This is a genomic window from Malikia spinosa (assembly GCF_002980625.1).
Taxonomy (GTDB): Bacteria; Pseudomonadota; Gammaproteobacteria; order Burkholderiales; family Burkholderiaceae_C; genus Malikia; species Malikia spinosa.
Genome location: NZ_PVLR01000016.1, coordinates 23,101 through 40,357, shown reverse-complemented (window position 1 = coordinate 40,357; position 17,257 = coordinate 23,101). Strand labels below are relative to the sequence as shown.

General features: G+C 63.3%; 19 protein-coding genes. 8 read left to right on the top strand and 11 right to left on the bottom strand.

Features of this window, described 5'->3' with window-relative positions; translation table 11 throughout:
- From C6P61_RS06395 to C6P61_RS17595, 5 genes are all read left to right on the top strand, one after another.
- On the top strand, positions 1-1,512 hold the full coding sequence (locus C6P61_RS06395; RefSeq protein ID WP_105729101.1) for a class I adenylate-forming enzyme family protein: 1,512 nt from the start codon (positions 1-3) through the stop codon (positions 1,510-1,512).
- Positions 1,478-3,340, top strand: a complete 1,863-nt coding sequence (locus tag C6P61_RS06390) for an AMP-binding protein (protein WP_105729100.1) — start codon at positions 1,478-1,480, stop codon at positions 3,338-3,340. The genes C6P61_RS06395 and C6P61_RS06390 overlap by 35 nt, the downstream gene beginning before the upstream one ends.
- A 1-nt stretch (position 3,341) precedes the next feature.
- Entirely contained in the window at positions 3,342-4,250 is a 909-nt protein-coding gene (locus C6P61_RS06385; RefSeq protein WP_105729099.1) for a hypothetical protein, read from the top strand.
- Positions 4,247-5,356 (top strand): MBOAT family O-acyltransferase, encoded by a 1,110-nt coding sequence (locus C6P61_RS06380; protein ID WP_105729098.1) that lies wholly within the window; start codon positions 4,247-4,249, stop codon positions 5,354-5,356. Before C6P61_RS06385 ends, C6P61_RS06380 begins: the two co-directional genes overlap by 4 nt.
- A gap of 157 nt (positions 5,357-5,513) precedes the next feature.
- On the top strand, positions 5,514-7,490 hold the full coding sequence (locus tag C6P61_RS17595) for a Trm112 family protein (protein ID WP_146114974.1): 1,977 nt from the start codon (positions 5,514-5,516) through the stop codon (positions 7,488-7,490).
- Positions 7,491-7,906: 416 nt separating this feature from the next.
- Here the strand turns inward: C6P61_RS17595 and C6P61_RS06365 are convergent, their stop codons facing one another.
- Genes C6P61_RS06365 through C6P61_RS06335 form a run of 8 tightly spaced genes read right to left on the bottom strand, consistent with a single transcriptional unit; the run spans position 7,907 to position 14,319 of the window.
- A complete protein-coding gene (locus C6P61_RS06365; RefSeq protein ID WP_105729095.1) occupies positions 7,907-8,374 on the bottom strand; it encodes a single-stranded DNA-binding protein in 468 nt (155 codons plus the stop codon).
- Entirely contained in the window at positions 8,371-8,799 is a 429-nt protein-coding gene (locus C6P61_RS17900) for a hypothetical protein (protein ID WP_170067328.1), read from the bottom strand. Before C6P61_RS17900 ends, C6P61_RS06365 begins: the two co-directional genes overlap by 4 nt.
- Positions 8,796-11,516 carry a DUF927 domain-containing protein gene (locus C6P61_RS06360; RefSeq protein ID WP_105729094.1) on the bottom strand — a complete coding sequence of 907 codons (2,721 nt, stop codon included), beginning with the start codon at positions 11,514-11,516 and terminating at the stop codon, positions 8,796-8,798. The genes C6P61_RS17900 and C6P61_RS06360 overlap by 4 nt, the downstream gene beginning before the upstream one ends.
- Entirely contained in the window at positions 11,513-12,754 is a 1,242-nt protein-coding gene (locus C6P61_RS06355) for a hypothetical protein (protein ID WP_105729093.1), read from the bottom strand. Before C6P61_RS06355 ends, C6P61_RS06360 begins: the two co-directional genes overlap by 4 nt.
- Complete coding sequence (locus C6P61_RS06350) at positions 12,751-13,356, bottom strand: hypothetical protein (protein ID WP_105729092.1); 606 nt, start codon at positions 13,354-13,356, stop codon at positions 12,751-12,753. The genes C6P61_RS06355 and C6P61_RS06350 overlap by 4 nt, the downstream gene beginning before the upstream one ends.
- Positions 13,353-13,838: a hypothetical protein gene (locus C6P61_RS06345; protein WP_105729091.1), complete on the bottom strand. Its 486-nt coding sequence runs from the start codon at positions 13,836-13,838 to the stop codon at positions 13,353-13,355. Before C6P61_RS06345 ends, C6P61_RS06350 begins: the two co-directional genes overlap by 4 nt.
- Entirely contained in the window at positions 13,835-14,050 is a 216-nt protein-coding gene (locus tag C6P61_RS06340; RefSeq protein ID WP_105729090.1) for a hypothetical protein, read from the bottom strand. Before C6P61_RS06340 ends, C6P61_RS06345 begins: the two co-directional genes overlap by 4 nt.
- Positions 14,047-14,319, bottom strand: a complete 273-nt coding sequence (locus C6P61_RS06335) for a hypothetical protein (RefSeq protein ID WP_105729089.1) — start codon at positions 14,317-14,319, stop codon at positions 14,047-14,049. The genes C6P61_RS06340 and C6P61_RS06335 overlap by 4 nt, the downstream gene beginning before the upstream one ends.
- 405 nt (positions 14,320-14,724) lie before the next feature.
- Between C6P61_RS06335 and C6P61_RS06330 the strand changes: the two genes are divergently transcribed.
- From C6P61_RS06330 to C6P61_RS06320, 3 genes are read left to right on the top strand one after another with little or no spacing between them, the layout of a single operon-like run.
- Positions 14,725-15,003: a type II toxin-antitoxin system RelE/ParE family toxin gene (locus C6P61_RS06330; RefSeq protein WP_105729088.1), complete on the top strand. Its 279-nt coding sequence runs from the start codon at positions 14,725-14,727 to the stop codon at positions 15,001-15,003.
- A 12-nt stretch (positions 15,004-15,015) separates the two neighbouring features.
- Positions 15,016-15,318 carry a HigA family addiction module antitoxin gene (locus C6P61_RS06325; RefSeq protein ID WP_105729087.1) on the top strand — a complete coding sequence of 101 codons (303 nt, stop codon included), beginning with the start codon at positions 15,016-15,018 and terminating at the stop codon, positions 15,316-15,318.
- A 6-nt stretch (positions 15,319-15,324) separates the two neighbouring features.
- The gene (locus C6P61_RS06320) at positions 15,325-15,630 is read left to right on the top strand and encodes an addiction module antidote protein (RefSeq protein WP_105729086.1); all 306 of its coding nucleotides are present in this window, start codon (positions 15,325-15,327) and stop codon (positions 15,628-15,630) included.
- Positions 15,631-15,734: 104 nt separating this feature from the next.
- On the opposite strand, the gene C6P61_RS06315 is transcribed toward C6P61_RS06320, so the two are convergent.
- From C6P61_RS06315 to C6P61_RS06305, 3 genes are read right to left on the bottom strand one after another with little or no spacing between them, the layout of a single operon-like run.
- A complete protein-coding gene (locus C6P61_RS06315; RefSeq protein WP_105729085.1) occupies positions 15,735-16,385 on the bottom strand; it encodes a KilA-N domain-containing protein in 651 nt (216 codons plus the stop codon).
- Positions 16,382-16,807, bottom strand: a complete 426-nt coding sequence (locus C6P61_RS06310) for a hypothetical protein (protein WP_105729084.1) — start codon at positions 16,805-16,807, stop codon at positions 16,382-16,384. Before C6P61_RS06310 ends, C6P61_RS06315 begins: the two co-directional genes overlap by 4 nt.
- A complete protein-coding gene (locus tag C6P61_RS06305; RefSeq protein ID WP_211296935.1) occupies positions 16,807-17,130 on the bottom strand; it encodes a helix-turn-helix transcriptional regulator in 324 nt (107 codons plus the stop codon). Before C6P61_RS06305 ends, C6P61_RS06310 begins: the two co-directional genes overlap by 1 nt.
- Positions 17,131-17,257 lie beyond the last annotated feature (127 nt).

The following is a 17,257-nucleotide window of genomic DNA, read 5'->3' as shown; positions in this document are numbered from 1 at the left end:
ATGCACACTAATAGCCACGACATTGTCACTTTCTATCACCAGCATGTCACTGCTGGATCGTTTTCCATTAGCGATGCAGCCGACAGTCGCTCCATCACAGGCGATGCTCTGGGCAGGTTGATCGTCGGTGCTGCCAACCGCTTGCGAGTTGCCGGACTAGGTCCTGGCGATCGCGTGCTGTTCATGGATGGGCAGGGGCTTTCCGCATTCGTCCATTTTTGGGCGACCGTGCTGCTCGGTGGTGTTTTTGTGCCAGTGGATACCAGTTGGCCTTTGGCACGCATTGCGTCGACTTGTTTGCGACTGTGCCCGACCGTGGCAGTAGTCCCTGCAGCTGTACTGGCTGGTTTCCAGACACGGTTGCCTGATCTGCCGCTGCTGTCGGCCAACGAGCTGGCATCAGGCCAGTCAACTTTTGTTCCAGCCGACATGCCGGCAGATGCAGCCGCCGCTTTTTTGCTGACTTCGGGCTCAACTGGAGAGCCCAAGATCGTAGTCCATGGACGTGACGCCTTGCTACGCAGCGCTCGGCTGGCGGTAGAAACATTCGACTGGCGAGGTGGCGAACGCCTGCTCAACCTCCCAGAGCCGCATACCATGAGCGGTCTTCGCAATGCCATGCTGGCGGCACCAATGGCAGGCATGAGCTGGGTGAGTGCAGCGGTGGAGCAACGCAGCAACCTCTTTGCCTTGTGCGATCTGCTAGCAACGCATCGGATCCAACGCTTGGTGGCGGCTCCGATGTTGCTGCGACAAATCAACCTGCAGGGCGCGCGATTGAATCCCAGCACATTGGCTAGCCTGAAGGCCGTTTACTGTACTGGAGCGGATCTGCACATTGAAGAGGTCGACCGCTTCCATGCCCGATATGGCATCCCAGTCATCAATTACTACGGCCTCACCGAGACTGTCGGTCTTTGCTTGAGTCAGCGCATCGAGAGCTGGCAACCCGGCGATCGCAGTCTTGGCTGGCCGGTCGGCTGCAGGGTACGACTGATGGCTGCTGACGGCCAAGAGGCCAAGCCAGGCGTCTCCGGCGAACTGCAGATCGAGATGCCATTGCCAATGCAGCGCTATCTCGAAGATCCGGTCGCGACGGCCCAGCGCTTTGACGGGCAATGGTTGCGCACAGGCGACCTGGCATATCGCGACGGAGACGACCGCATCACGTTGACCGGTCGCGCGAGCGCATTCATCAACACCGTCCACACAGAAAAAATCTATCCCGGGGAAATCGAGTCCGCACTGGAACAACTGCCTGGCGTCGCCCAGGCTGCGGTCTTCGGTCTGCCCGATGCGGCTGGAGGTGAACGCATCGCGGCCCTGATCGTGCCCCTGTCGGATGCCAGCCCAGAAGATCTCGCTCCGCAGCGCCTGGCCTTGGGGGTTCGAGAGATTCTCGGTCCCAGCCGGGTACCGGTTGCCTTTCGCTGCGTGGCCGACTTGCCACGCAGCTCGAACGGCAAGCTTCTTCGCCATGCTCTTGCAGCAATCTTCGAACATGCTCACTGAATCCTCCCCCCTGCCTATTGCCAACGCGCTCACCTGCTACCGCACGATTGCGCGCCAGGAACTGTATGACCAGCCATGGCTGGTCACAGCGGACCGGACTGTCAGCTTCGGAGAGCTCGCGCGCCGCATCGAGGCATTGGCAGGATTTCTCGAAGAGGCCAAGATCGTTGCCGGTCAGCGTGTCGTCATCTCGACCCGAAACGACGCTGAGGCCGCGCTGTTGTTCGTTGGACTGATTTGCAACGGCATCACGGTGGTCAACCTCGACCCCGACACAGGCCAGCAACGTGCGGCCAGCCTGATCGCCAAGGCATCGCCTTGTCTGCTCGTGCTCGATCCGGAACTGGCAAATGTCTGGGCGCTACCGGCAGGTGGCCCACGCGTGATGGCACTGGAGCATGCAGCACCCGTCGGGGTGCTTGGTCGCCTGCTAGGAAAGAAGGCCCCTGTTAGCGGTTTTCTGGCGGCCCTGGCCATGGCCAGGCCTCAAGAACCGCGCGATGCTATTCACCCGGAAACGCTGGCCTACATCCTTTTCACCTCGGGCACCACCAGTCAACCCAAGGGCGTCTGCATCAGTCATCGTGCGCTTTTCGCACACCTGGCGACACTGCAGCGTAGGCTCGACTACACGCCGCAAAGCCGAATCCTGAACACCCTGATGCTGTCCCATGCAGACGGCATGATCCAGGGGCCGGTAATGGGCTTCTACAACGCCAGTCCAGTCTTTCGCCCGCTGCGTTTTGAAGTCACGCGCATCACGCCTCTACTCGATGCGGTCTACCAGTTGCGAATTACCCACATGATTGCAGTGCCGACCATGCTGGCAATTCTCGTGCGCCTCGGCGGTGACCAGCGTGATGCCTTTCAAGGCGGTGATTTCCAGCGTCTGATCTCCTGCGGCGCGCAACTCGACCGTGGCTTGTGGCAGGACTTCGTGTCGCTTTTCCAGACGCCACTGATCAACATCTACGGACTTACAGAAACCGTCGTCGGTGGCGTCTTTGCCGGGCCATACGAGTCGACCGGTGTTCCCGGCAGCATTGGTCAGCCCGAAGACTGCCGGCTGCGCATCGTAGACGCCGCTGGGCAAGACATGCCGTCAGGCGAGACAGGAGCGTTGCTGATGCAAGGTGAACTCCTGATGAGCGGCTACTTTGACGAGCCGGAAATGACATCTGAAGTCCTGCAGGACGGTTGGCTGCATACCGGTGACATGGCACGCCTCGATGAGGTCGGCCATTACTGGATCCTCGGCCGCAGCAAGAACATCATCATCCGGGGCGGCTACAACATCCATCCAGAGGAAGTGACGGAAGTCCTCGAGCGCCATCCCGGCGTTATCGAGGCCGTGACGTTCGGGATCGAAGACCCCGTTTGGGGCGAGACCGTTGCATCCCTGGTGGTGACGGTGCCCGGCACCAGCGTCGAATCCCTGCTGGCACATTGCGCCGCGCACATGGAGCCGCGCAAGGTTCCCAGCCAATTGAAGAGCGTAGTCAGTCTGCCACGTGGGCGATCGGGAAAAGTCGCGCTGGAGCAAGCACGTGATCTGCTGCTCGCTAATGAGGCCGTGGCCACCCTTGAGCAGGATGTGCCTGCCCGACTGTGCGCAATTGCCGCAAGTTGCTTTCGCATGGCCGCCGAAAATGTGACGCTGCACATGACGCCGAACGACATATCCGGCTGGGATTCGCTGGCACACATGGAGCTGGTGGCGGGGATCGAAGAAGAGTTCAGTATCACCCTAACGCCGAGCGAGATCATGACGCTGGACTGCCTTGATAAGGTGCAAGCGCTGATTGAGCGTAAGCAAGTAGACAAATAGCATGAAGACGGCTTCGCCGATACGGCCGGCGCCGTCCCTGCGGACATGGCTGCTGGCATTGTTCTGGCTGGCGCTAGGCCCCGGCACCCTGAGTCTGGTCGACCTCCATCAGTTGTTCCCCAACGCGTACGGGCAGATGGTACTGAACCTTGCACGACTGGACAGGGCAATACCGGAAGAGACAGTCCATGTGGTGGCAATCGGCACCTCAAAGACCTATTTTGCATTGCCCTTCGACGCCGAGTTGGCAGCGCAGATTGATCCAAGCGGAAAGCGGATGGTGTTTCATCGCTTCGCTTACAGTGCTGCAACTTTTACGGATCTCTGGCCCGTCTTCTTGGCTCTGCAGCGACAGCCTCCAGACTGGTTGTTGATCGAGGGCGACTTGCTGTTCGTTGACCGGCGCTACAGCGAGGCTGACTGGCGGACCAGGTTCCGCGACAACCTGTTACTGGTTCAGCAGGCAGTTTTCCGGTCCGTGTCCCCTGCGTCTGAAATGAACCGTGGCATCGATGTCTGGCCCGAGCCGGCCTCCTGCCTTGCGACACAGCAACCGGCCTCTCTCAAGAAATATCAAGACATTGCGGCAAGATGGCGTGTCGCCAAGCCTGCGCAGTGGCAGTCCTATGTCGATGCACTAAGGCCTTTGACTGCCCGCGGCACACAGATCGCCGTTCTCGATCTGCCGCGCGCGCCCCGCGCCACGCGGCTGGTACCTGCAAGCCTTGACGATGACGTCGCTGCGTTGCGTGAGCGCACAACGCAGACTTTCGGTTACGCTGCATGGAGTCCTGGCTCCTTGGTCGATGACGAATTCTGCGATTCAGGCCACATGAATGCCGACGGGCGTGCCCATTACACGGCATGGCTGGCTGACCGTCTACGCCCACTGCTGGAGTCAAGGCCATGAGCGAATCACTGCTGAGCCTGCTCATTGGGTGGTGTGCATTCGCATCGGCTGCTGCCTGGCTGGTACCGAAAACCTGGCTCACTTACGCCCTGCTGGCTGCTGGTGTCGGCTTTCTCGCAATGGCCGATATCTTTTCATTGGCTCTACTGGCTTTCGGCGCTTGTGTCGTGCTGGTGGTGACGCGAAGCTTCAAGGGCCGGTACCTCGCCACTATCGCTGGTGTGCTGCTGTTGGCGACTGGCTACCTCGCATTCATTGTTACGGCGCCACGCGGTTTCGGCTCCGGTATTGCCTCTGGTGTCGTGTTGCCTTTGGGCATGGCTTTCTCCACACTTCGACTCATTCACGTGCTGATTGAGCACTACAAAGGTGGCCTGCGCGATCACACGGCGGTTGAATTTTTGGCTTACCTGTTGCTGCCTGGATCGCTGCCGGTCGGGCCCATTCATCGCCTTGATGATTTCATTCGTGACCTGCGGCGCCACCGCCGAGATCCGAGCTTGCTGTCAAGCGGGCTTGAGCGCGTGCTCTACGGCATGGTCAAGATCGTCTTCATCTGTAACTACCTGTTGCAGCAAAAAATCCATCCTCTGCTGGAGGTTACCGCACCCGCAACACTGCTCACGGACTATCTGGGTCTGATCCTGTCATGGTGCAATCTCTACATCGCATTCAGCGGTTTCAGCGACATTGCGATTGGAACCGCCGCAATGACTGGGTTTCGCCTTCGAGAAAACTTCGACTGGCCGTTCCTGGCTTCAGACATTACTCAGTTCTGGCGGCGTTGGCACATCTCGCTGGCGCACTGGTGTCGAGACTATGTCTATGCGCCAGTGCTGGCCATCAGCCGCAGACCGGTCATGGGCGTTCTGGCAGCCATGGTAGTACTGGGCCTGTGGCACGAATTTTCGCTGCGATACCTGCTGTGGGGTGTCTATCACGGACTTGGCATCGCAGCGCACCGAGCCTTCGTCCAGCATACTGCTGGAGTCGCCTTCCGCAACCATCTGTGGTGGAACATTGTCGCGACCCTGATGACGCTGCATTTCGTATTGTTCAGCTTTCCAGTCACCAAGGCTGTCGCCAGTTGGCTGTCATCCCTCTAGGACCCGCTGCATGCATGCATGGCTAAACGCTCACTGCTCACCCTTGATGGCAGATATCTTGCTCAGTCTCTGGTACGCCTTGCTGCTGTTACTGCTTGCGTACTGCTGGGACCGTCCGGCAGCTGCTTTTCTATACCTGCATCGCTAGGTCATAGGCATGCATCGCGCTACCCTCGATCTGCTGAGTTGTCCCTCCTGCCGTCAGGCCTTCATGCCCACAGCGCATCTGGAGCGCGAGGATCGAATCGAACTGGGCTATCTGCAATGCCACGGCTGCGCAGTCGTCATTCCGATCATTTCTGGCATCGCCTTGTTCTCCGAGCCGCTGCTGCATGCAGGTCAGGCCAGCCAGGAAGCCCTTCGCGCGCTACAGCAGGCCTGGTTTGGCAGCGTCGAGTCGCTTGCCAGCTACCGAAGCGAACGTGCGCGAAGGGGGACGTTGGAGCCCTATGCGGCTTTTCAGCCGTTCAACGAATCGACGCGTACACTGGGTCCGCTGCTGCCCCACATTGACCGCGCTTTATCGCCTGGCGATGCCATTCTCGATACCTGGTGTCGAACAGGTTGGAGCGGCGAGTGGCTGGCGGGGCGCTTTCCCGAGAATCGTGTGATCTCGATCTGGGAAGGTGATAGCAGCGTCCTCGGCTATCGAGGGTTTGGTTATTGGCTCAATCTTGATCGACGGGCCTCTAATCTCGATTTGATTCTGACCCATCCAGAGCGCCCACTGCCACTTGCCGATGCATCGATCACCTTTCTTCATGCGCTCGACTCACTGCATCGCTATCGGTTTTATCCGTTTGCTGGCGAATGCCTGCGGGTGACGAAGCCGCATGGTCCGATCGTGTTCGCACATCTGCATCTGACCAACAGCCAGCCAGAGCCCTATTTCGAGCGTGGATGCCATCAGTTCCACGGCCGCGATTACCGCGCCTGGCTAGACTCGGTCACCCAGGACGGCTCGCGGCAGGGTTGGATCTTGAGCGAGGAGACGCTGTTCAGGCAGCCGCCTGGTGCTGAGTTGTGTGATGAACCAGATATGCGGCATTACAACGGCCTGGCTTGTCTGCTGTCTGTGTCTGATGCCGGGCTTGGCGTCACGGCGCCAGCGCTTTCATCCTGGCGCCACATCGTGAGTCCACTGTTTCGCTTTCACTTGGGCCGAAGTTCAGCAAGCGTTGCGTCCGCACAGCACGATGGCATGGTTGGTCACCTGCTAACCAGGCACCCCATCTACGAAGCAATATTGCCAGCGCAACCGGTGCCGCTCGATGATGTCGCGCTGGCCACAGTGCTGCTGGCGGTGCTCGGCGAGGACCATGGGAGCATGGGATCGTACTTTGACCTCCCATCAGGCGCACCTTCTGTTCCCCAGGGCAATCCAGAAGTTGCTCCCGCCGCCGGTTCGCAAATCCTACCCACGAGCAAGGCGCTGGAATATTTATGTGCCATCGAGCTTGTGCTTGCCGCGCCAATCTCGAAAGCGGCCCATCAGTTGCAGCGCTTTCACTGCAACCAGTTGCCACCTGACGATGACTCGCTGACCCAGTTTGGGATCAATCTGACTTCTTGCAACTCGCCTCTGTTGGTATTGGACGGCGGCGAGGTGCTGACAGGCGCTGACCTGTGCCGCCTCCATGCGGCCTTGGTTGCCTGCCTTCCGGCTCTTGGCTGGCGGGTCGAGGACTGGATTGCACTTGAATTCGATGGTCACCCGTTGCAACTGCTACTGGCGGTGCTGGCTTGTGCTGCTGGTGTCAACGTACGCCTTGTGATGAGCAATGAAAAAAGCGATGGGAGCAGCAGCACTGCCATCCGCCACGGCAGCGGCGATCGCGCTAGATCGCTGGCAATCGGTCTCGACGGAGCCGAAAATTCATTGCTAGGGGTCATCTCGCATCACATTGCCGATGCACCTCCTGCGGCGCTTTGCGATGCCAAACTGGTCGTGCCATGCGACAACACGGTCCTTGCCCTTAAGCTGTCAGCATGGCTAGAAGTCATTGCAGCGCTGGACAAGCAGATTGATGATCAGATTCTTTTGCTCGATGGCCAACGCCCAATGAAAGACTTGCTGCTTTTGCTACTCGCAGTCTGTAGGCAGATGCCGGCGCGCGGCCTTCGCAGTTCGTAACCCAACCAGTCCATTGCCGTCTGCGCAAGAGCGGTGTGTTGACGGAGGTGACACGAGTGGCTGTGTGGTGTCCAGGAATAGTCTGTAAAGCGCCAGAAACGAAAAAGCCCAGCACTGAGGCTGGGCTAAGTCGTTGATTCTATTGGGAGAAAGGAATCGAATTTCCCTATGGGAATGGGCGGAAAACAGCGGTTTGTTCCCCCGTTTGTTCCCCCGTTTTGCCTTCGCTACCCCCCATTTCTGCCCCTCTGACCGCCCCAGCGCCAGCCCGTGCCGCCGATGTGAACGCGCTGTGAACAGCCCTTCTGCATTCACATCCGTTCACATTCGCGTTCACAAACGACAAACCCGGCACGGGGCCGGGTCTGGTGAAGGGGGTAGCAAAGCGCGACCCCCTTGATGATGCTGGCGCTGGATCAGATGGGCAGGTCGCCGCCGTCATCCAGATCTCCGGGATCGGGCGCATAGTCGCCGCGTCGGTACTGCTGCCGCCCGGCTGGCGCTGCTGCCGCCCATGCGTCGTGTGATGGTCGATCCTGCTGGCGCTGCCCGCCGTCCTGCTCGGGTTGCATGGTGCGCCGCCGCTTGGTCAGGTGGTACTGCGTCAGCGCCTTGGATGCGACCAGATCAAGGCTTGGGCGCGTGACGCCGTTCTTGTCCGTCCAGGTGCTCACCTTCAGTTCACCAGCCAGCGCGACAGCCTCACCAGCGGCCAGCGTCAACAGCGCGTCCTGTGTGCCCTGGTCGAAGGCGATGACGTTGCAGAAGGTTGATTCCTCCCCGGTCGGAACCCTCACCTTGGCGGTCGTGAAGGTGTTGCCGTTCTTGCTGGTCCTCTGGCTTGGCAGTCCGTGCAGCTTGCCAGCTATCAGTGCGTCGATCATGTCCTGATCCTCCGTGCGTTCGTGTTGGTGTCGTGCGCCGCATCGCTTGCGGCTTCATAGCTGGCCCATAGATCAGCGCCAGCGGTGCAGCGGTCGCCGCGTCCGTGGCCTGCTGCCGTGCAGGTCTTGCAGGTGAAGTGATGCCGGTAGTAGGCAGCGGCCAGCGGTCGCCAGGGTGCACCGATAGCGTAGGGGTCGGACCGCTGCGGCCTCGATTCGGTATCCTGCTTGCCTACACGTTCCGAAAACACGGTCACAGCGGGCACAAGGTCACAAGCGTCTGTTTCCCTTTTGAAATCATGGCCTTGGGGTGTAACCTGCTGGCGTTCGTGTGGCTTGTGTCTCCGGTCACAGGTCACAAACCCAGCGTCAGGCACGGTTTCGGCGGTGTCGCGCAACCATTGCGCCAGCTCTGCCGCGCTCATTTGGCGTCTCCCGCGTCGGTCGGCTTGACGGTGTAGAACTTCTTCGTCGTGCCCCCGATGGCACGGATGCGCTCGGTCTTGTTGCGGGTCTTGAGCATCCCGGCCTGCTCCAGGTGATCCAGCGCGCGCTTGAGGTCGTGACCCTTGAGCGCGTCCTTGAGTCCCTGCCCGGTGAACAGATAGACCCGCTCGCCGTCCCGATCCCTCCACCAGCCCGCACGTTCCCGCACAGGTGGCGAGTGCAGCGGGTCGGCGTCTGCATCGCTGAACCGGCTATCCCCGTGGCGGTCGATGAACTCCGTCACCTGGTCGACCACTTGCGGCCCCTCGGCGTCCGTGGTCCTGCCGTCCTGCATCCCAAGCCACAGCCGCAAGGCCACGGCCGTCGCCCGGATCGCTTCGCCCCGCTGCCAGCCGGTCACACCGTACAAGGTTGCCAGTTCGCCGGCCAGCGCCAGCACTGCGAAGCGTGCCGCGACCCGCTGAAACTGCCCTTCCCCGCCCTCGGCGTTGAACTCGGGCCGGGCCTTGATGTCTGCCAGCAGCTCGCGCACTTGGTCATGGTCATCACGGGTCAGCCGTTCCAGGAAGGCTCGGCCCGCGTGCCCGTAGTGGGTTTCGGCCTCGCGCCGCAGGGCATCCGACAGCGCCGCCCCGCTCGGGTACTGGTGCAGGCGGTCCCATGCTCCATGCGCCTGGTCGGTGACGGGCAAGTCGATGATGCGCACCGCCTGCCCGGCCTTGGTCCTGAAGCCGCCTTCCTCCATCGTCGCCACAATCGAGCGCTCGCCGTTGCTCAGGATCGAGACACGCCAGCGGGCCACGGATCGCGCGCCGCCTGTCCTGGCTGCTCGGGTCTTGCCTTGGCCGTTACCCAGCATGTAGACCGTCTCGCCCACCTCGCGCGGGTCGCATTGGCTGATCTCGTCCAGCGCCAGCAGCGAGTCGTTGAACAGCGCAGCGACCGACTCCAGCCCGTTGCCCGTGGCTCGCCAGTTGCGCCGGTAGCTCGGCCCGCCCCATACCGAACAGGCTGCGAACAGCATGGACGACTTGCCCTTGCTGCTGGCGCCGATGGTGTTGATGCCGCCACTGTCCGCGCCGACCAGGGCCAGCACGGGACCAGCGAACGCGGTGCACAGCGCCAGCACCAGCATGGGATTGCCGACGGCCAGCGCCGCCGTGCCGGCCTGCCAGCCCGCCAGGGTGCCGCGCGTGGTGTATTCATCGCCGCCCGCGTGGTCGCTCTGGTAGGTCACGCCGGCCGCCTGGGGACCGATGACGGCATCTGGCAGGACGAAGGCTTGCCGCTCGGGCCCGGCCCAGCCGGTTTGTGTGGCGCACTGGATCACCCGCTCGGGTGCCCGGTGTTGCAGGTAGGCGGTCAACTGCTCCCGGCCCCGGTGGGCAATGTCCAGGCCCATGCTCAACAGCTCGCCGCGCAGGTCGGACCCGTCCCCCTTGAGCATCGCCATGGGCATGGCCCAGCTTTTCCATCCGCCCGTGGTGGTCTTGAAGCGCAGCAGCCGGCCATAGTTGCCGTCGCTGGTGTCGGTGGTGACGGCCTCGATGTGCAGCGGACCACAAACGCGCTGCTGGGTCATCGCTGGCGGTGCGTCTCCCTTGCTGGGCTTCAGTCCGAAGTGCCAGACGCCGGGCGCGTAGCGGGTGCCGCCTTCCTCGTGCCAGTCGTCCAGGACCAGGTAGGCCGGGCGGTCGTGCTCGCCGGGGATCTGGATCGCTGGCGCAGGCGTCACCGCTTCAGTGGCCAGCGCCGCCGTGAAGCACTCGCGCACCGCCTCGAGCCCCGCCAACTTGTGCAGGTCGTTGAAGTCGGTAGCCACGTCCGGTCGGCAGTCCTCTGGGAACCTGGGCACGGCCAGCCAGGCGCCTACCGCCCGCGCGGCCTCGGTCGCCTTGTCCAAGCCAGGGTTGCCCTCGGTGCGCCAGTCGTCATCAGCGGCCAGGATCAGGCGCGCGCCGGGGTACTTGGAGCGCAGCGCCAGCGCCACGGCCTCCAGGTTGCCCGCATTGAAGGCGACCGCCACGGGGTAGCCCGTCGCTTCGCGGATGCTGGCGCCAGTGGCGAAGCCCTCGCAGATCACCAGCTCGGCCCCATCCTCGATTTCCTCACGCTCTCCCAGCAGGCAGAAACAACCCTTGACCCGTCCGCCAGGCAGGAAGCGTTTGCCTCCGGCGAAGTCGATTACTTGCAGGCTTTGCAGCGTGCCGCCTTCCGTCAGGTGCATCGGGATCAGCAGCCGGTCGCCCTCAACCCGCGTGCCGTGGGCCTGGATGCCCTTGCGCTTCAGGTACGGGTAATCCTGGGCGGGGGCTGCTGCCTCCCAGCGCCGCGCAGCCTCGGCTTTTGCCTGCTGCTGGCGCTGCTCCTGGTCAGCCTTGCGCGCCGCCTGCATCGCCTCGACCCGCTGCCGGTGCGCTGCCTGCTCGGCCTGGGTCATCTCGTTGGCGGACTTGGCGCACCAGGTCGAAGACAGTCCGGACCGCCAGCATCCGAAAGACCCAGCCGGTATGCCGTCAGCGTGCAGGCTGTACCAGCCGGCCTCATCGCCGCGCTTGCCGCTGCTGCTGAAGCGGTGGATAGCGCCGTCCGCATCGATCTGCTCGGGCGGTGTCAGGCCAGCGGCCCGGATCGCATCGGAAAACGCGGCCAGGGTCGCGGCCTCGCTGAGTGATGGGTGGTGCGGAGCGTTCATGCCTCGCCCCCTTTCTTCGCTGGTGATGTGATGGCGCGCAGGGCATAGCCCCGTCCCGCCCGTTCAATCACGCCGTCCTGCTCAAGTCCCTCCAGGTAGCGGCGCGCAACCTCTTGAGAGGCGCCTTCAGCGGCGTAGATGGCCCGCAGGCTGGGCTTGATGCGCCCGGCTTCGATGCCCTCCCTCACGCGCAGGAAGCGCGCGCCGTCCTCGTCGGGTGCATCAGTCCCGTGGGGTGCGTCCGGCACGGCGGTCACCAGTGCATCGACTGCGACCGGCACTGCATCGGCCTGGGCTGACGGTGCATCGGTCGGTGCATCGGCGGATCGTGCCGGGGTCTGCATCGGCTCGGCATGGGCCAGGGAGGCGCCCAGCAGTCCAGCGCCAGCAGCCAGCGCCGGCAGGGTGCAGCGGTGCCAGCTCGGCAGGACAACGGCGCGGGTCGGCTGCTGAACGGGTGCAACGGTCGGTGCTGCCGCTTGGGCTGGCGCTGCATCGGTCGTTGCAGTCCCGCGCGCATCCCGAGCCGCGCGCGCCAGTGCGCCAGCAGCGCCCAGGAACAGCAGGCCGATGCAGGAAATCAGCAGGGACTGAGCGACCGCCAGGACGATGACTCCCCCTTGCCCGAAAACGTCGGTCACGGTCGGGGTGCGCCCGGCCTCCAACTGCGCCAGCTCGGCAGCCATGCGGCGGTTGTCGGCTTCCAGCGCTGCCGCCTCCCGGATCGACTGCGCGCCATCGGCCCGGCTCGATGCAATGGCCGACTGACTGCTGCGCTGGCCAGCGGCGACCAGGGCGGCGGCGCTGCTGCGGTTGACTGCAATGCTCGCTCGCAACTGCTCGACGCGGCCAGCGCCAGCATGTGCTCGAGCATCAGCAGACTGCACCAGGGCGACACGGGCGCCGTAGAGGCTGACGGCCTCGAACGCGACCAGGGCCACGGCACAAGCGGCCAACTGCCAGCGCAGCGCGCGCAGGCGTCGCACGGGCGCCAGCCCGATGACGAACATCGCGGTCAGCTCGGCAGCGACGAACAGCGCAGCGGTCAGTGTCAGCAGCTCGCGCGTCGGGCCTTCGGGATCGGTCACGCGGATCGCCAGCGCAAACAGTTGGACCGTCACATAGCTGGCCGACAGGCCGATGGCGCCGGCCAGCAGGGCAAGGGCATAGTAGGCGGCGGGCCGAAGGTGGCGGTCGCCGTCACGCTCGGGGTGGGGCTTGATCGTTGTGGCGGTCATCCTTCACCCCCTTGGATCATGGATGCGGGGATGCCCATGCGCTCCAGTGGCGACCGCTCGCGGTACTCCCCGAAGGCTCCGCCGAAGAACTCGTTGCTGGCCTCATGAATGGCGCGGTCCAGCTTGTCGCTGGTCTGCATGGCGTTCATCAGCGCCATCTGGCAACACCATGCCAGGGGGCGCGTGGCTATGTCATCGTCCCTGGTCGCACTGTTTTCCAGGCGCAGCACGGCCACGACATTCATTGGGGTGCCGCCGTGCTGGCGCATGGATTCCGTCTCCCATTCGGCACGGTTGACGCTCAGGGCTTCAAGCCATGCCTCGCGCGGCAGATGCTCGTTGATCTCACGGGACAGCCGGTTGAAGTGCTGCCCGACTTCGACCAGGTAGAAGCGGTATTCGGTCAGCCTCTCTCGGCTCTCTTGAATGAGCCCGCGGGAATCTTGCTCGACCTCCGAATCTCCACAAGCCAAGGCTAGATCACGGTTGACCTCGAACCGCTTGATGTTGTCCCGCACCAAGCGGTTGACGCGAACCCAGCCGCGCGCAGCGTGTCGCAACGTGACCAGCTCGGCCAGCAGCTTCTTCTGTGTTGGGGTCATGCCGCACCCCTTTTCGCCGCCTGCTCGGCGCGCATCTTGACCCGCGCGGCTGCGCTGCGGTCGTCCTGGTGGATGCGGGCATCCATTGCCGCCTGGCGCATGTGCTTGGCCTCTGGACCGTCAGCCGCCGCCGTTGTTGTCCAGGTGGAATTGCCGCTGGTCGCTTGCATCTCTGCCAGCTCCAGACAGCTCGCCAGCGCCTCGAACAGGCCATGCGTGGTGATCTCCCCCAGCCTCAACCCTGGCTCTTGCCCTTCGTCGTTGTTGCGGTCCAGGTCGTGCTGCATCAGGATAGCCGTGATGGCACGGGCGCCACTCAGGGCCGCGCCGATGCGGGCATAGCCCTTGTCATCAATGAAGGCCACGTTTTCACCATCGCGCCAGTTGAAAACGTCCTGACGCGGGACGCTCGAAGGCCTCTTCCAGTCGTCGGCGCGGCGCTTCTGGATCACGGCGTCGGAGGTCTTGGTGGTGTCGCTCATGCTGCACCTCCTTCACGCTTGGCAGCGTCAGCATGGGCCAGCAGTGCGGCTGCCAGCTCGCGGGCGCAGGCCGGGGACAGGTCGGCAATGAAGCCCATGCGGGCATCGTTGACGCCGAACCACAGCTCGACCAGCTCGGGCCGGGTGCGAACGTCTGCTGTGCCGTAGGGCGTCGCCGTGCGGGCGACCAGTCGAACGGTGGTCGTGCTCATGCTGCACCCCCTTCGGCCTGGGCGGCGCAGGCGCGGCGCAGCAGGGTAGCGGCACGGCAGGCGCGGGCAGTGGCTCGCTCCAGGTCGGCAGCGGTGCCTTGCGGGTTGCGCAGCAGGCCCAGCGCCATGCTCAAGGCGTTCTCAGCCTGTACGTGCAGGGCGATGGTGTCGCGGTCGGTGGTGTTGGTGATAGACGGCGCAGCGCGGCGGCCGGCCAGGGTGATGACGTGCGCGGTCGAGCGCACAGCGGTTGCGGTGGTGTCAGCCATGATGAGGCTCCAAGTGGACAGGTTGTGAACCTGCCGCCCTCGACGCCAATCAAGGGGAGGCAGTCCGTGTAGGTTGGCGTACCGGCACTTGGAACCGGCGAGCCCCTTGCGGGACTCCCCACACGGACCGCCAAACCGAACCCCACGCGCAGGGCGAAGGGTTGAATTCGGGTTGCACCGTGCTGCCTCACGCAGCATGAGGACATGAAAAAAGCCGCTGTCGCATTGCGGCGCGCGGCTTGCTGCGCCAAGTGAATTCCGGGACGCCAATCCCGTTGACGGTGCTTTACTGGGCATCGTCTGGGAATGACTGTAGCACAGCCGGGCGCGGGTGTGGTGGGCGTCCTTGGGGCTGGTTGGGGCTTGTTGGTTGACGTTAATAACGCCATCCGTTACTATTGCCCCATGATTCAGGGCTTCCATTGCAAAGACACGCGGGCGCTGTTCGAGGGGCGGCGCGTGGCGCGGTTCTCCAACTTCGAGGCCGTGGCCTTGCGCAAGCTGCAACAGCTCCACGCCGCCGCGACGCTCGACTTTCTGCGCGTGCCGCCCGGCAACCGGCTGGAAATGCTCACTGGCGACCGGGCCGGCCAATGGAGCATCCGCATCAACGGCCAATGGCGCCTGTGCTTTGAATGGCTCGACGGCCATGCCCAGCGCGTCGAAATCGTCGATTACCACTGAAGGAGCGTCATCATGACCCGCGAAGTTCCACTGTCCCATCCCGGCGTGATCCTGCTGGAAGACTGGCTCAAGCCCCTGGGCATCAGCCAATACGCGCTGGCCAAGGCCATCGGCGTGCCGGCTCGCCGCATCAACGAGATAGTGCATGGTCAGCGTGGCATCACGGTCGATACGGCGCTGCGCCTGGCGGCCTTCTTCGGCACCGATGCGCAAAGCTGGATCAACCTGCAAACCCACTACGACACCGAGCTGGCCCGCGAAGCCATGGCCGGCGTGCTGCAACGAATCCAGCGCTTCGAGGCGGCGCACGCCTGAAGAAGCATGACCGAGAAGTTTTCCCGATGGGATAGCGCCGATTACCTCAAGACCGAACAGGACTGCGCCGACTACTTCGCCCTGTGCGTCGAGGACGATCCCGGCGACGGCAGCCTGATCCGTCAGGCGCTGGGCACGATTGCCCGCGCGCGCAGCATGACCCAGCTTGCGAAAGATACCGGCTTGGCCCGCGAAGGGCTCTACCGGGCGCTGTCTGCCGATGGCAACCCCGAGTTCGCCACCATCATGAAGGTGATCAAGGCCCTGGGGCTGCACCTGAGCGCGACGGCTCCACGGTCGGCGCACGCCTGAAGCCAGGGGGCTAGTTCGCTGGCGCTGGGTACGCTGGCCCATGTCGATCACGCCGCGCGCGCTGGTGGGCCTGCTGGCGGCCTGGGTGGGGGTGGTGGGCGCGGTCATGCTGCGGCCTCCCCGTTGATCGCCAGTCGGTCGGTACGCCAATCCATCGCGTACTGCCTGAGCATGGGCTTGCGCTGGTCATAGGCCAGGCCGCGCCCAATCAGCACCGCGTTGCGCTGCTCCAGGAAGGCCAACAGCGCCAGCTCGGCGGCACTCATGGCGTCACGGTCCAGCCCTTTGAACTCGCCAGCCAGTGCCCAGTTCACCAGCTTGGCCTCGTTGGCGTAGTGGTGGGCTTCGGTCGCCTTGCCGTCGTCCTGCCGGACCATGCGCAGAACCTCGCTCAGGACCTTGAAGCTCGAGGCGGACTGGTGGCGATGCTTGCGCCAGTCGTCGCGGCCACGGATCAGGGCGTCTATCTGCTCATCGCACCAGACGGCGAAATCCACGTCCAGCCACTGAGCAAAGCGAACGGCCAACTTCGGATGCAGCCATGTGCCGCCGCTCGCACCTCGTTTGCTTTTTGAATACGGGATTTTCCCGTATTTGCGCTCAAGGGCTGCGAGGTAGGCAACCGTATCCGGCAGCCGCTGCCACTCATACGGGCTCTTGCCGAACTTGGCCGCTGCCTGGGTGGCGTTGAACCAGCCGTTGCCCTGGTAGGCAATGGCGTGGCCCTGATAGTCGCGCGTGATGATCTGGCTCATGCTGCGGCACTCCCTTGGTCAGTGGTCACGTTGATCTGCGCCAGGCGCTCGCGGCCCTGCTGGGTCAGGCGGTAGCGGCCCGGTCGCGTCGGCTTGCCGTCTCGGTCGGTGGCGTCGAACAGCTCCATCTCGATTCCGTCCCGTCCCAGCTTGCCCCGAAGCTGCTGGATCAGGTCCGGGGAATTGGATGCGCCAGCCCCACGGTCTAGCGTCTCGCGTGTGATCCAGTGGCCGGGCATCAGCATTTCCAGCGCGCGGGTCTGCCTGGGGGTGAATCGGGTTCTCCCCAGCGCCAGTGCGTCAGCCTTGCCCTGTGCAATGCAGCCCGGCACAATGGCGGCTTGGGTGTTGTTGGTTTGCTGGCCTGCCGTGGGATTGCCGTCCCCGGCAGGCTTTCTCTTTTGAGTGGCCCGCTCCATCATCAGCGCCTCCCCAGTTCAACCACGTTGCCGGCTGCTGCCGGTGCTGGCGCCGCATCGTTGGCAGCCATGCCGCCTATCAGGCGCTCGAACTTGATTGCGCGCTGGCCTTGCAGGTACTCGACCAGGGTGCGAATCTCGTCGTCGGTCTTGCCTGCAATGCGGGCTGCGTTGATGGCGCGGATTTCATCGTCAGGCCAGCCGACTGCCCGTGCCCCGATGGGAACAGGACGGGTAATCAGCCCCGTCTTGACCGCATTGTCTATGCTCGTGTTCGAGCGGTAGCCGAGTTCGGCCCGTGTTTCCAACTTTCGCAGTATCGCCATTTAGCGCCCCTTTGTGGTTCCCTGTGCAATAGGTCAGGGATTGGGGCTACTGTGCCGAGCAGATAGGCAGTGGAATAGCTGGACAGGTTCAGAAAACCTACCCCCCTAAAACCCGGTGGGGGTGGGT